Source organism: Synechococcus sp. Cruz-7E5, assembly GCF_024345995.1.
Lineage (GTDB): Bacteria > Cyanobacteriota > Cyanobacteriia > PCC-6307 > Cyanobiaceae > Regnicoccus_A.
In genome coordinates this window covers 1-13,356 of the sequence record NZ_JAGQCE010000013.1, presented here as the reverse complement: position 1 = coordinate 13,356, position 13,356 = coordinate 1, and the positions used below count along the sequence as shown (strand labels likewise).

The window sequence follows — 13,356 nt, the reverse complement described above, 5'->3', positions numbered from 1 at the left end:
GCTTGATACTTTATCATCAGTTCTGAGCATGACATCCGGTCATTGTTACGATGTGATTGTTGTGGGTTCCGGAGCAACGGGAGGATGGGCGGCGAAGCAGCTTACGGAACAGGGGCTGAGTGTCTTGCTGTTGGAAGCGGGGCGAATTCTGGATCCAGAGCTGGATTATCCACATCGCCCACCGCCGGAGCGACGCATTCTCTCTCGCCTTGGCAATATATTCAACCAGCCGGTGCAAATGAGGTGCGGCATTTATAATGGACGAAATCACCGCTTCTTTGTTAACGATCGCAAGAATCCCTATTCAACTCCTTTTCGGCGCCCGTTCAATTGGTTCCGAGGCCAGCAGGTGGGTGGGCGGCTTCACCTATGGTCACGGCTGGCATTTCGGCTTTCAGATCTTGAGTTGAAGCCTTGTTCACACGATGGCTACGGAGTTGACTGGCCCCTGGCTTACACTGATTTGGAGCCCTATTACAATCATGTCGAAGCGTTTCTTGGACTAGATGGAAGTGCAGGCGGCATTCCAAACCTTCCCGACGGTCTTTATTCTGGCGAGTTTGTAATGACGGAGCCTGAGCGGTCATTCCGTTCAGCGGTTGAGAATAGATTTCCGGATCGTCAGGTGGTTGCCGCCCGAGTGGTGCACCATGATGTGGAGAGGGTGCCCAAAACCCTGCGCACCGCGCTTGGAACGGGTTACCTTCAGATCCGCACAGAGGCTGCCGTGCGGCGCATCAACACCGATCCTTTGACGGGCAACGCGACGGGGGTCACCTATATCGATCGCTCCGACTCTACTGAACATCAGGTCAGCAGTGAACTTGTTGTTCTGTGTGCCAGCACAATTGAGAGTGTACGGATTCTTCTCAACTCTGCCTGCTCTCGTCATCCTCGTGGGCTCGGCAATTCATCGGGTCAGCTGGGTCTGGGCCTGATGGATCACCCAATGATTGCCCTAGCGGGACCATCCTCAGGTGCGAGCTCAAGGTTCGAGAACCCTGCCGACCCCTACGACTCCGGCTATCACACAGGCTTCTATATACCGCGATTCCGCAATCAACGTGCATCACAGGGGTCATTCCTGCGCGGCTATGCCGTGCAAGGAGGGATCGGACGAGGGCCTGGATGGTATCTGCTTGCTCATGGCGAGATGCTGGCACGTCCGGAGAATCGCATCACCCTACACCCCTACAAAACAGATGCATGGGGCATACCCATTGTCCACATTCGTTGTGCCTACGCAACCAATGAATTGGCCATGATCCGCGATGCGTTCAAGGCCCTGCGGGAGATGGCAGATGCTGCCGACCTTCCCATTCGGATGCCGCCATCGGGACGCTGGATTGATTCCCTGGCCTATCGGCTGTGGAAACCTTTGATCCTGGATCCTTCCGGCGCCTTTGTTCCCGGCAGCGCGGTGCATGATCATGGTGGAGCTGCCATGGGGATGGATCCGGCATCGTCCGTGCTGAATCCTTATGGTCAGTGTTGGGATGCACCGAATGTGGTAGTTGCCGACGGGGCAGCTTTTCCTTCAGGTTGTAGTCAAAACATTACGCTTACGTTGATGGCACTGGTTGTTCGTGCCTGCGACAATCTCGTCAAAGAATATCGACGAGGCCACATCATCTAAGGCTCGCATCTGCGCAGCAGTTCATCATAGTGCTCTTCAAGTCTAAGAACCTCTATGGAAATATCATGATTCCTGGAGACAAAGCTGCGACCGGCTTCTCCCATTCTGCTCCTGCGATCGGGGGCATCAAGAAGCGACACCAGTGCGGCGGCCAGTTCGGCAGGATTGCGCTCATTGACCAGAAGTGCACTGCTGCCTGGCAGCGTGATGTTGGGAATATCGCAGTGCTGCGTGGCAACCACGGCCACTCCCATGGCCTGGGCTTCAAGAATGGTTGTGGGTGCACCGCCCTCCGTCAGCCCATGAGAATCGACGTGGCTGGGATGAAAAAAAATGTCGGCTCGGCTCAGCTCCTGAAGATAGCGCTGATGGTCCACGAAACCTAGCAAACGTACGCAGTCTTCAAGTCTAAGCCGACGGATGGAATCATGAACCCTTGAAGCATATAGTCCATCCGTGAGCGTATCATCCCCAATCATCACAAACTCAAAGTCCTGGCGTACCATCCACACACGGCTAATGGCATCTAGAGCATCAAGAATCCCTTTCCGTTCACAGAACCGACCTGCAAACAGAATGGTTGTTCGTTGCTTGGCTTCATGGGTGGCCTGAGAGTATGGCAGGGAAGCGAGAGGCAGGGCAATGCGTTGCACGGCAACCTTGGAGGGATCTGCCCCCAGGCCAATCAGTTTCTGCCGGAGGTATTCGCCTTCCACAAGGATAAGATCAGCTTCTGAAAACAACTCCTGCAGCCGTTCAGGCCAGTTGGGCTGCTTGTCCCGGCGGTTCTTCTGCACAAGCCACCACCACCATGGATCGAGTGACGGGGCAACATCATCACCAAGCAAGGTTACGACCAAAGGGAGATTTAACTGACGCTTCAGTGTCAGCATCCTCCAGCCAACGGGGCCGAAGTAGGCATGGATAATCTGAACCGACTCACTGATAAGAATATCGCGTACCCAAGCAAGATACGCATCGGAATTGGAATCATTCCGCAGCCTGGGAATCACCCACCGGTTCAGCGCATGAAATCCCAGCTGCGCCAATCCGAGAGGCATGTGGCTCAGGGTTCTGCGCAGAAGGCGACCACAACGCCAGATCAGGCTCTCACTGTCGGCACCATCCTTCTGCCCGTAGATACGGAGACAATGTCGAATCCTGTTGGGTGTCGTCTTCCTGATGGCATCGGTTTCAGGAGTCCGGGTTAAACAGATCGGCCGATAGCGGTTCAGACTATCGAGATAGAACGAAATGAATGACTGCGTGGACAGGAAGTAATGATAGTTGACGTGGGCAACATTCGGGCGTGCGCTCATCTTGATAAGGGATGGTACCAGCTAGCTATTGCTTCTCGGCTGTACTCATGCACCCTTCATTATCAGGGAGCGGTGACAAAGAATTACGTAGATCAACCACCGAATGAGTTTTCAATCCCTTGGGAAAGCCGGTCACGATTTCAGCTTTGACTTCACAGCCACCAAGCCAGTCCTCAAGTTCTTGGCAGATCTCATGGGCATTTTTACCAGGGAAGAGACCTTGGGACGTGATCCGAAGTAGAAACTGGTGTTCACTGATCCTCTGAAGACAGTACTCTCCTGTCCTGAGGGATGAGGAAAGATGATTCATGATCCCAAGTGGTGTGATCGTGGATCCATCGGGGCGGACAATGGCCTGCCGGGCGCGACCTTCCAATGGACCAATGCTTGGTAAGCTGCGGCCGCAGACACAAGGTTCGCTTGCCCTAGCAAGATCGCCTGTATCGTAGCGAATCGCAGGCATCGTTCTTCCCCGTAGATCCGTAACGACTACTCTTCCAAGCTCTCCAGGTTGGGCTGGGCCATCTTCACCAAGAATCTCGACTATAACCAGCTCAGCATTGACATGCATCTGCTGATGGACTTCACATTGCCATGCGATAAAACCTACTTCTGTCATCCCATAGACATCAGTTGGATCCACGCCGAATCCAGCACGAATGGTGTCGCGGCTATCTTTATCCAGGAGTTCGGCCACACTAAAGATGGTCAAGGGGTTATGCAACTGGCAACTTCGATCGATCAAGGCCTTCGCCATGGCTCTTAGAACCGTGACATGGCCATGAATAACAGAAGGCTTAGCTTGCAGCAGAAGATCCATTTGAACCTCGATGGGCAGCTTCGGATCGATCCAGATAGAGGGAGCGATCCCTAGTTTCTGCAATGGATGGGGTTGGTGAGGTGCAACATCGAACTGAACGGTAGTGTCGGACCAGCTGAAGCCATGCTCAAGCTGCATGCTCAGTCCAGCGGTGCGCCAAAGCCTGGCTTCGACAGATCCGCGGCGGACTTCTAGCGGGATTCCTGTTGATCCACCGGTTGAGAAGCGCTGCCCTTCGCCTGCTTCTACCGACGTTGCCAGAGTTTCGCCTCGTTGTGTTGCTGCACGAAACTGATCGGCTGTGATAATCGGTAGGCGCTTAAGGTCATTGATGGAGTTGATGGTGGACAAGACAACACCTGCCTCTGACCAAATCTTTCGGTAGAAGGGGATGTAGGAATTGGCATGTGCCAAGGAGAGCCGAAGCAGGTGACTCTGACGCCTGATCGTGCTGTCTGGATGCCGACGTACGCTTAACCTCTGGTCTTTCAGTAAAGAGAGTGTTTTCAGGGATTCCATCATGATGGCTGTCGGCGATACAGGAAGCCGTGGCAGTGGCCACGTTCTGGAGCACCGCGCACCACCCAGTCTTCTGCATAAACAAACTCCCGTTCCAATTCAAGCCCTGTTCCCTCAAAACAGGCAAGGAGATCTCTACGGCTGATGAACCAGCTTGGATACTCGGTGTCATAGCCCGAATGGTAAGGGCGTTGAATGACAGCGTAGGTGCGACCATTCCTGACGGTTTGCAGGCGAGCGAGGTAGAGGCTGTCCAGAGTGGCAGCAGCTAACTGGCGAGCGCAGCTTTCCCATTCCTTGAAGTAGTGCAGTGCGCTGCTGGATATCACCAGGTCATACTGCCGACTAAGCGCCGCTGCAGGATCGTTAAGGTGACTCACCTGGGGGAGCACTCTCCTGCCAGCCTCATTGAGAAGGGAGACATCAAAACATGTGTAATCGATATCAAGGTCTGGAAGAAGCGCCCGGCTGTACAAATAGAAGTGTCCTAGTGAGCCACCCCAGTCCAGAATGGAGAGTTTTTGTTTGTATCTTGCCGCCTTGGCCAGTACGTAGCCAAAAGACATCATGGCGTTATGGTCGCCGGTATGCTCGCGGCCATCGCTACGAAGAAAATGAGAAACGCCCAAAGGCCCTGGCCCCTGGAGATTCCGATGCAAAGTCTGCCAATGATTCTCCTGGGCCACGGCAACACTGGTCACATTCCACCCTTGATCGCGGCCAATTCGGTGGGGCCAGCCGTTCGGGAGGTATTCCCATTCGGAAAGAGTGAGCTGGATCAGCCTCTTGGCTGCTGGTGGTAGCCAGTTGTCGACGAGCCCATGCAACCGCTTGCTTGCTGTGGGCAGTAATCCCTTTTGCCAGAGTGCGTAGAGCTTCACAGCATTTGACGGGCAGATTCGGCGGCGAGAAAGGAGTGCTACTTGTCGTCACATGGACTTGATACAGAGGAAACCAGCGAAGTTGTACCACTGGAAGAATGTCTCCACGTGCTGAAATCCATTGCGGCGGAATAGCTCATAATTCTCGTCGAGCCGATAGGGAACCAGAACGTTTTCCAGGGCTTCTCGCTTTCGCATGATTTCCGTGTCTGAGTATTGATTACGCCGCTTGAAGTCGTGATAGAGGTCCACGAAAAAGCGATTCATATGCGAATTGATCGTCAGGATTTTTTCCGTGACGATCAGCACTCCTCCAGGCCGCAGTGATTGATAGATCTGGTTAATCAGCAGATCGCGATTGAGTGGTCGAACAAACTGAAGTGTCCAACAGAGAAGAGCAACACCTGCGTTCTCAAGATCAAGAGAAGATGGATCGTCGTTCAGATCACACGTTCGTAACTCTATTCTGGTGCTGTGCCCAAGCTGTTCCAGCTTTAGCCTGGCTTGGTCCAGCATTGGGGCTGAGCTGTCGTAGCCGATGAGTTTGGCAGTGGGTGGCAGTCTTGTGGCCAGGTGGGCCAGAGTTGTTCCGGTTGAACAGCCGAGATCGTAAATACTACTATCTTTCGGGTAAAACTTGCTGCACAGCTCCATAACCATGGACTGTTGCTCAGGGTATAGGGGGACGCTGCGTTCCACCATCTCGTCGAAAACCTCGGCTACTGCTTCGGTGAATTCGAAGTCGCTCGTGCGAGATGTTGTTTGCGCGAACAATCGATCCCGGAGGGTGATCTGCTCCTCGTTCTGGGGCCTATCCATGCCGGGACCTCTCACCTGTGCCTTGCCGATGGGTGGCTGAAATGAACATGCCTCGCATTGACGGTGATCCCACCGGAGTAGGCGTACGTTAATATGGGATTCTGCCAGCCCCTATGGGTTCGCGTCCCACCATCAACCCATTATTGTCCTGAGATGGCGCGAGTCGGTGGAAGCCCCGGCCGTCTCTGGAAGATGGGCCAAGTTTTGAACCTCTGGGAACTGAGCAGCCTGGCGATGAATCTGGACCCAGTCAAGGTCATTGATGCTGCTCTTGTCTTGGCGCGCACAGCTCTCCACTGGTTCAACGGCCAGGGGATTGAGTGCCGGCGGGTGCTGCTGATCACTGAATGACCTTGTTAGCAAACACAGCGAGACGTCAACGACGGAGGCTCAAACGCGCCCCTCACAGATCCAGTCGGTGATCTGATCAGCGGCGACATCCCGCACGCAGGAGGCGGGAGAGGTGGGTCTTGGCCTCAAAGGTCCCAACGAAGCGACTAGGAGCGCTCATGGCTTGGGACGACACCATATATGGTGTGCCGAGCGTCTCTGGGATGGGAGGCACTGCCTGAATGCCTTAGCAAGTGCTGCACATGATCAAACCCCAGCTCGATGCGAGGGATCTCAAAGGGCGGTGATGAGCGCGCCACAGAGCGTGTAGCGGTGTTGATGACGCCCACAGAAAAAGCCGCGTTCACCGATCGCGCCAGCAGCATGGGGCTCTCGCTGGGGCAGTTTTTCCGAGAGGCTGGAGCCGCCTATGCCTCCAGCTCCAGCGACGAGCTGGCCTAGCACGACAGCTTGGAAGCGGCCTTGAAGCAGCTGGAGCTCACCACCGTGATACGGATGAACGACAAGGTGGAGGAAATGGCCGGCCTGATGAATGAACAGCAGCGCCGCATCGATGACCTGAACGGCCGGGTAATCCGGCTGGAAACCGTCCTGGAGATGGGTCTGAATCGGCCTTCGGCTCATGGCTTTCACCCACTGGATCAGATCGATCACGGCAGGCCTGGCTGATCCGCCAGCCGCAGCAGCAGCTGGAAATCGGCGCCGCCGCCGGGTGTATCTGCCACGCGCACGCCGCCGCCCATCCGCTCCATCAGCAGCCGCACCATCGACAGACCAATGCCGCTGCCGCTGACACTCGACTGCAACGTGCCGCGGGCAAAGCGTTCGAAGATCCGCTCCTTCTCGGCGAGGGAAATCCCAGGGCCGTGATCGCGCACGTGGGCGATCAGCTGATCCCCATGACGGCTGGAGAACAGTTCAATCGGTGTGGCTTCGGGGGTGTATTTGAGGGCGTTCTCCACCAGGTTGGTGAGGCACTGCTGCAGGCGATCGGCATCGCCGGCGGCGACGGGTGCCTGCTCCTCTGTAGGAGCCTGCAGCTTCAGGCGGCCGGCCGCCAGCGGCTGCAGCCGCTCGAAGGCAACCAGCAGGGCGTCGTCGAGATCGACCCGGCCGCTGCGCAGCTTGAGGCGGCCGGCATCATCGCGGGCGATATCGAGCAGATCGCTCACGAGCCGGCCCATGCGCAGGGCTTCTGAGGCGATCAGCCGCAGGGGCTGCCGAACAGCGGGGCCGATCGAGGCCGAAGCATCGGCCTGGCGCTGGAGGCTCTGGGCCTGGCCGCTGATCAGGGTGATCGGTGTGCGCAGCTCATGGGCCACGCCATCCACGAAGATCCGCTGCCGCTCCCACGAACCGGCCAGGCGGCCCAGCAGTGCGTTGAAGGAGACCACGATCGGCTGGAGTTCCCGCGGCTGCTCCTCAGGATCCAGCCGTTCCAGCTCAAGGCTCTCCGATGACATCGCGGCCAGCCGGCGGCTGAGCTGATCGAGTGGGCTGAGGCCGCGGCGCAGCACTGGCCGCAGCAGGGCGCTGGTGAGCAGCGATGACACCCCCGCCGCCACGAACAGCAGGCTCTGCGTGAAGCGCTCCCGTTCGGCGGCTGCGCTCACGTCCTGCACGATCCGCAGCACCGCGACGCTGCCATCGAGATCGAGCGCCCGGGTACTGGTGAGCGTGGCAGTGCCATCGCGGCGGCGGAACACCGGCTGGGACTCTGTGCTGACGGGCGGCCGCTCCAGGCTCAAGGTGAGGCCTGGCGTGATCATCCGGTTCAGCAGAGCCTGCAGGCCAGCTGCATCGAGGCGGCTCCCCGCTGCCGTGAGTGGCTGCATCACCCTGTCCACGGCCTGGCGGTGGGCCTGCAGCCTGGCTTGCCAGGAGAGCGCCTGGTTCGCCAGCAGCAGCACCCCATAACCAGCCAGCACCGCCATCAGGCTCGTGGTGAGCAGCTGCTGGCGAATCGAGCTGGGCCTGTTTGAGCGAGGCAGCGGTAACGCCACGGGGTGGCCTCAGGAACGCAGCAGGGATTGAAAGGCCGGATCGGAGGGTTCGGGTTTGCCGGCCGCCAGCCAGCGGCGCTCGAGCGCAGCAAGGGCCTGACGGTAACGCCGATCCCTGGGAACAGCCCAGGCCAAGTACAGAAGGCCGGGGAGCAGGCCGAGTGCGAGCAGCAGCACCGCCAGAACCCAGGCGCACGGGCCCATCCGGCCCGGCGGGATCGGCTGCCCCGCAGCGATCGCCCAGGCCAGCGCACGGCGCCGGCGCGGCAGGCGCCAGAACTGTTTGCGGCGAGCCTGAACGGGCAGGCGCTTCAGGGCCTTTAGCCGCACCAGCGACTCGAATCGCCGCCGCCGCCGGGTCGCCAGTTTCAACACCTCCGCCAGAGGCAGGCGCACAATCAACAGACCATCCGTTGCCACAAGCGCATAGCTGCTGACGCTGCGGTGTGAGAGCTCGAAGCTGGCCTGCGACCTGGTCTTCAGGCGCCCGCTCTCGAAGGCACTCTGAACCGCTGCGTCAAACAGGGCGGAGGGGAGATGGGCGGTCATGCCATCGGTTTAGCGGCGCCAGCCGCCATGGCCAACAGCGCCTCGCCGAGGTGATGGGCCAGATCGGGCGCATCAAACAGGGGCCCGGCGAGAGCCCGCCGTTGCCGCTCAGCGCGTGCGGCTCGCAACCCCGACAGATCAGCGCTGAGCTCACGGGCGATCCCGGCGAAGGCTTCGGGTGAATCGGCGATCCAGCCAAGCTCCCCCACGCCCGCCAGGGCGGCGCTGCTCCAAGGGTGGCATCGAGGGCCACATCCACCTGGTTGTAGGTGCGGATGTGATCGGCCCAGCTGCTGGCAAAGCCCTCGAAGCACAGGCGGTTCGCCTCATGCCGGCGGCGCCGAGGGCCACGGTGATCCGCTCGCGCACGGCTGGATCCGGGGCGTAGCGATCCTTGATCAGCATCTGGGCGGAGGGCACGGCGCGCAGGGCCTAAATGGCCTGTTCAGGCGCCTTGAGCTCGGCGTAAGCAATCGCGAGATGGGCCCACAACTGCGGCTCAGAGGTGCCAGCGTCGACATGGAGACCGCTTTGCCACACCACCTGCTCGAAGCAGGCACGAGCGGCCTCGGGATCGCCCATCTGGCGGTGGATCTGGCCGATGGCGAGCAGGGGCCGGGGGTCGGCGGGATCGGCCGCCAGGGCCCGCTCAAACCAGGCAATGGCCCCCACCCAGCGGCGCACGGCGCGCAGCCCCTGGCCCTGCAGAGCAGCAAGCTTTGCGGATGGCTACCGGACTACTGATTCCACATGCGATCCAGAAGCATTTCAGGCTGGGCAAGATTCCAGCTGACGGAGGCCTGTAGAACGGCTTTGAGTTTGGTTAAGCGTGAAATTCGGATTAACTTGCCAGAGCTCATACTCGGGGCGCCTCAATCGCCAGCCCCCAGCTTGCCGAGTTGGCCCCTCAGCCAGGCTGACACCAAGGTGCACCAAGGGGCAGCGGGGGATTGGAAGGCACGTTCACCACATCGAGGGGATTGGGAGCCCAGGGTCGCAAAGGCAGGGTGTTCCGATCCCGCCGGTAGTAGGTGAGTTCAAGCACCCGAGGTACCGTCACAGGTCCGAGATTCACAGTGCCACAGCAGTTGTTGGCGTGGGCATGTACGCAGTCGAATGCCAGGTTGAGCTTGCGCAACATCGGCAGTGCGCGCTGATTAAGAAAACGAGCGCTGCCAAGCAGATCGAGCCAGTGCAGCTCTATCACGATCACTCGGAAGCATTGGAGCACTGAATCGGATGCGGCCAAGAGAGAATTGTATTCCGCACCTTCAATGTCCATCTGCAGCAGGAGATCACCTGCTTCGGCATGCTTACTGCCGAGCACCCAGGCATCGAGGCTCTGGGTCTGTCCGCCATCGAAGGAGCCGATCCAGCGCTGAGTGAAGAACTGCCTGCTGGGATCAAGGGCCAGGCATGCAGGATCCACCGAAGCATCGCAGAGATAGGAGGGGATGTTCCAACGCTTCGCCAGATCCTGCTCGAAGCCGATCTGATCAGCGACCCCCGGTGAGAAGCAGGCAACCACTCCGTCGAGATCATCCGGCACCAGATAGGAGCCGTCACCGTCACCGCCGATCCGTATCAGAGGATGACGACAGCCGACAGGAACCATCAGATTCACTGCCGCCAAGATGTCCTCCGCAAGGGCAGGGCGATCCCAGTCGCAGAACGCCAGCAATCGATCGATCACATCTTCCTGCTGCAGCAGCACGGAACTGTCAAGCGCAATCTGCAGGGGGAGGGACCGACTCATTGCCAGCTGGCCAAACCCGATGAAGCTAGCCGGCATTTCCAGAGTTCTTAGCCGCTATTGGCGAGTACGCTCTTCAACCATGGCCATCAGCGCCTGCCCGAGGTGATCGGCCAGATCGGCTGCATCGAAGAGGGGGCTGGCCAGGGCCCGCCGCTGCAAGTTCGGCTTGCGGGATCGACATCCCGGCAGGTCGGCTACCAGATCTGCGGCAATGCGCGCGAATGCTTCGGGTGTGGCCGCCACCCAGCCAGGCTCCCCCAGCCCGGCCAGCACGGCGGTGCTCATCCGGGCGGCCAGGACGTTGCCGCGGATCGCCACCAGGGGCACGCCCATAGCGAGGGCTTCGAAAGCCGTGGTGGCACTGCTCCAGGGGGTGGCATCGAGGGCCACGTCCACACGGTTGTAGACCTCCATGTGGGCGCTCCAGCTGGGGGAGTAAAGCTCGAAATCGAGCCGGGAGGGATCGATGCCTTCGGCCTCCAGAAAAGAGGTGATCCGCTGCCGCACGGCTGGATCAATGGTGCATTTGTCCTTGACGAGCAGGCGGGCCAGCGGCACCTGCCGCAGGGCCTCAGCCCAGAACCGCAGGGTTTCGGCGCGGAGCTTCGCCACCTGGTTGAACGAGCCGAAAACGGGCCGATCGAGGCTCTGGGTGGAGAGGGCCATTGGGATGGGCTCCGGGGCTGTGTAGGCGGCCCAGGGGCGGTTTAAGCGCCAGATCCGTTCACGGAACTGCGCTTCGAGGTCGGGGGGGAGCAGGTGTGGATCGGCGATGAACCAATCGATAGTGTCAAGTTCGGTAGTGGCGTGGAAGCCGATGTAGTGGCACTGCACAGGGGCCAGGCGTCGGACTAGAAGATCTAGGCTGGAGGCCGACGTAAAACCTGAGGTTTCCAGTATTACCGCATAGCGGCGTTGCTCAATCATGGCCCAGCTCCGTTGGTGATCGCGCTCGGGCAGGAGGAAGGCATGATCCGCCAAGCCGCGGAGGGTCTGGTTCTGGGTCTCCCCGCGGGCCTGAGTTTCGATCAGCTCCACCTCCAGGCGGTCACGCTGGTAGTGACGGAGGAAGGATTCCAGGAACCGGCCCACCGCATGGTTGCCCAGTTCGGCGCTGAGAATGCCGACCCGCAGCCGTTGGTTGGGAAGGGAAAGGGGCAGCGGATCTGGAGCCGAAGGGAGAGCGGCGCGCAGCCGCTGCCAATGCTCACGGGCCGTGGCCCGCAGGCGGGGCAGCAGGGAGCCCCCGCCAGTGGAACAGGCGAAAAGCAGGCCATAGGTGATATTCCAATCCGCAGGAGTGATCGCCCGGCCACAAACCAGCCGTTCGAGGCCTTCCTCGAGCAGGCCCCTGGCATGGCAGCCCATGGCGGCGTTTACCAGCGCGTTGCAATCGCCAGGGTTAAGCGCCAGCAGGGCCTCGAAGCAAGTGGCTGCATCGGAGTGGCGGCCCAGCTTGCTGAGCAGAGCACCCAACCGCTGGTGGGTTTCCGCATGGCCGGGGTTGATCGTGAGAGCAGCCCGGAAGGCCTCGATGGCCTGGTCAGGGTCGTCCAGCTCGGCATAAGCCAGGCCCAGATCGGCCAGCAGGCTGGCCTCGGCAGGGTTGGCAGCCAGCAGGAAACTGGCATGAAGCACAGCCTGCTCGAAGCAGGAGCGCGCCGCTCCTTCCTCACCCTGCAAGCGATGCAGCTGCCCGATCGCGATGCGGGGTTCGGGATCGGCTGGATCCCGCTCCAGCGCCCTTTCTAACCAGCTGATGGCCTCCGGCCAGCGGCCAGCCGAACGCAACACCTGGCCCTGCAGGGCCGCCACTTCCGCTCGGTTGGGGTCGCTCACCTCCAGCGCGTTGAGCTGGCGCTCGGCTCCCGCCAGATCGCCACACTGGAAGCTTCTCAGGGCATCCTCCAGCAACTGCAGAGTGATGATTTCGTCTCCCGCCCTTCCATTGGCTTGATGGTAACGCCTCGATTCCAAGTAGAGCACCTACAGCAGTTCCGGCCACTTCAGCGGCATTTCAATAAATGCTGATGGGCACTCCGGCAAACACCGTCTCACTGGTGTCTGCAAAAATCCTAAACTTGAAAGCCTGGAAATATGAATATATCCCGTAGAGCCCAGAAACTCCCTGAGAAATTTCTAATCCAAGCCCACGAGGTGGTAGTCACAAGAATCTACATGGCCCCCAAGGATCATGCGCATCACCATGATTCGGCTATCAACATTCATCAGATCCATGTACATAATCAGCCGCGCCAAGACATCCAGATCAGGTACACTAATATAGATTTAGCCCCCCCCTGGCACGAGCTTTCGATTCCACTCGGCAAGTGTCTACGGCAGTTTGCTGACGTGGCCGAAGTGCTCAAAAACGTGGGAAGCGTAGATCTTGTCGAAGGTGTTGCCTGGAAACAGTGAAAGGTCATTGGCATTCCCCAGGTGATCCACATGGGGTCTCGCAATGGCATTGAACACCTCCCAGCCATCCGACGGCTCAGTTCCACCGATGTGAAGATTTCGAGGCGACTCCATCTCAGCGTCTGCCAATCAGCCTACAAGCGCACAAATAGGGACTACTGAAAAAGGCTGATCCATTGCGGCGCAGCTTGTTTCAGCAATCAAGAGTCGATAAACTGGCCTTGATCAGGGCAATCAACGATTGCTACAACTGCTGAAAGCCGCAGATGTACCGGAAGCACCATA

The 13,356-nt window shown here is 59.1% G+C and carries 13 protein-coding genes; 2 read left to right on the top strand and 11 right to left on the bottom strand.

The window, feature by feature from the left end; genetic code table 11:
* The first annotated feature begins 28 nt into the window (after positions 1-28).
* The gene (locus tag KBY77_RS12855; RefSeq protein ID WP_255105143.1) at positions 29-1,636 is read left to right on the top strand and encodes a GMC oxidoreductase; all 1,608 of its coding nucleotides are present in this window, start codon (positions 29-31) and stop codon (positions 1,634-1,636) included.
* On the opposite strand, the gene KBY77_RS12850 is transcribed toward KBY77_RS12855, so the two are convergent.
* The 4 genes from KBY77_RS12850 to cmoA all read right to left on the bottom strand — a co-directional run bounded on the left by KBY77_RS12850 (position 1,633) and on the right by cmoA (position 5,994).
* The gene (locus KBY77_RS12850) at positions 1,633-2,955 is read right to left on the bottom strand and encodes a glycosyltransferase (protein WP_255105141.1); all 1,323 of its coding nucleotides are present in this window, start codon (positions 2,953-2,955) and stop codon (positions 1,633-1,635) included. The two genes, KBY77_RS12855 and KBY77_RS12850, sit on opposite strands and share 4 nt — an antisense overlap.
* Before the next feature lie 25 nt (positions 2,956-2,980).
* Positions 2,981-4,126 carry a phenylacetate--CoA ligase family protein gene (locus tag KBY77_RS12845; RefSeq protein WP_255105139.1) on the bottom strand — a complete coding sequence of 382 codons (1,146 nt, stop codon included), beginning with the start codon at positions 4,124-4,126 and terminating at the stop codon, positions 2,981-2,983.
* 167 nt (positions 4,127-4,293) lie between these two features.
* Positions 4,294-5,175, bottom strand: coding sequence for a class I SAM-dependent methyltransferase (locus KBY77_RS12840; RefSeq protein ID WP_255105136.1), 882 nt, complete (start codon positions 5,173-5,175; stop codon positions 4,294-4,296).
* Between the two features lie 48 nt (positions 5,176-5,223).
* Entirely contained in the window at positions 5,224-5,994 is a 771-nt protein-coding gene (gene cmoA / locus KBY77_RS12835) for a carboxy-S-adenosyl-L-methionine synthase CmoA (protein WP_255105134.1), read from the bottom strand.
* A 192-nt stretch (positions 5,995-6,186) separates the two neighbouring features.
* Between cmoA and KBY77_RS12830 the strand changes: the two genes are divergently transcribed.
* The gene (locus KBY77_RS12830; protein WP_255105131.1) at positions 6,187-6,345 is read left to right on the top strand and encodes a hypothetical protein; all 159 of its coding nucleotides are present in this window, start codon (positions 6,187-6,189) and stop codon (positions 6,343-6,345) included.
* A gap of 273 nt (positions 6,346-6,618) precedes the next feature.
* Here the strand turns inward: KBY77_RS12830 and KBY77_RS12825 are convergent, their stop codons facing one another.
* The 7 genes from KBY77_RS12825 to KBY77_RS12795 form a co-directional block, all read right to left on the bottom strand.
* A complete protein-coding gene (locus tag KBY77_RS12825) occupies positions 6,619-6,999 on the bottom strand; it encodes a hypothetical protein (RefSeq protein WP_255105129.1) in 381 nt (126 codons plus the stop codon).
* Entirely contained in the window at positions 6,996-8,348 is a 1,353-nt protein-coding gene (locus KBY77_RS16650) for a sensor histidine kinase KdpD (RefSeq protein WP_255105126.1), read from the bottom strand. The genes KBY77_RS12825 and KBY77_RS16650 overlap by 4 nt, the downstream gene beginning before the upstream one ends.
* 9 nt (positions 8,349-8,357) lie before the next feature.
* Positions 8,358-8,897 carry a hypothetical protein gene (locus tag KBY77_RS12815; RefSeq protein WP_255105124.1) on the bottom strand — a complete coding sequence of 180 codons (540 nt, stop codon included), beginning with the start codon at positions 8,895-8,897 and terminating at the stop codon, positions 8,358-8,360.
* A complete protein-coding gene (locus KBY77_RS12810; protein ID WP_255105121.1) occupies positions 8,894-9,106 on the bottom strand; it encodes a hypothetical protein in 213 nt (70 codons plus the stop codon). The genes KBY77_RS12815 and KBY77_RS12810 overlap by 4 nt, the downstream gene beginning before the upstream one ends.
* Before the next feature lie 223 nt (positions 9,107-9,329).
* The gene (locus KBY77_RS12805; protein ID WP_399212872.1) at positions 9,330-9,590 is read right to left on the bottom strand and encodes a tetratricopeptide repeat protein; all 261 of its coding nucleotides are present in this window, start codon (positions 9,588-9,590) and stop codon (positions 9,330-9,332) included.
* A gap of 214 nt (positions 9,591-9,804) precedes the next feature.
* Complete coding sequence (locus KBY77_RS12800) at positions 9,805-10,653, bottom strand: hypothetical protein (RefSeq protein WP_255105116.1); 849 nt, start codon at positions 10,651-10,653, stop codon at positions 9,805-9,807.
* A 54-nt stretch (positions 10,654-10,707) separates the two neighbouring features.
* Positions 10,708-12,567 (bottom strand): glycosyltransferase family 41 protein, encoded by a 1,860-nt coding sequence (locus KBY77_RS12795; protein ID WP_255105114.1) that lies wholly within the window; start codon positions 12,565-12,567, stop codon positions 10,708-10,710.
* Positions 12,568-13,356: the final 789 nt, after the last annotated feature.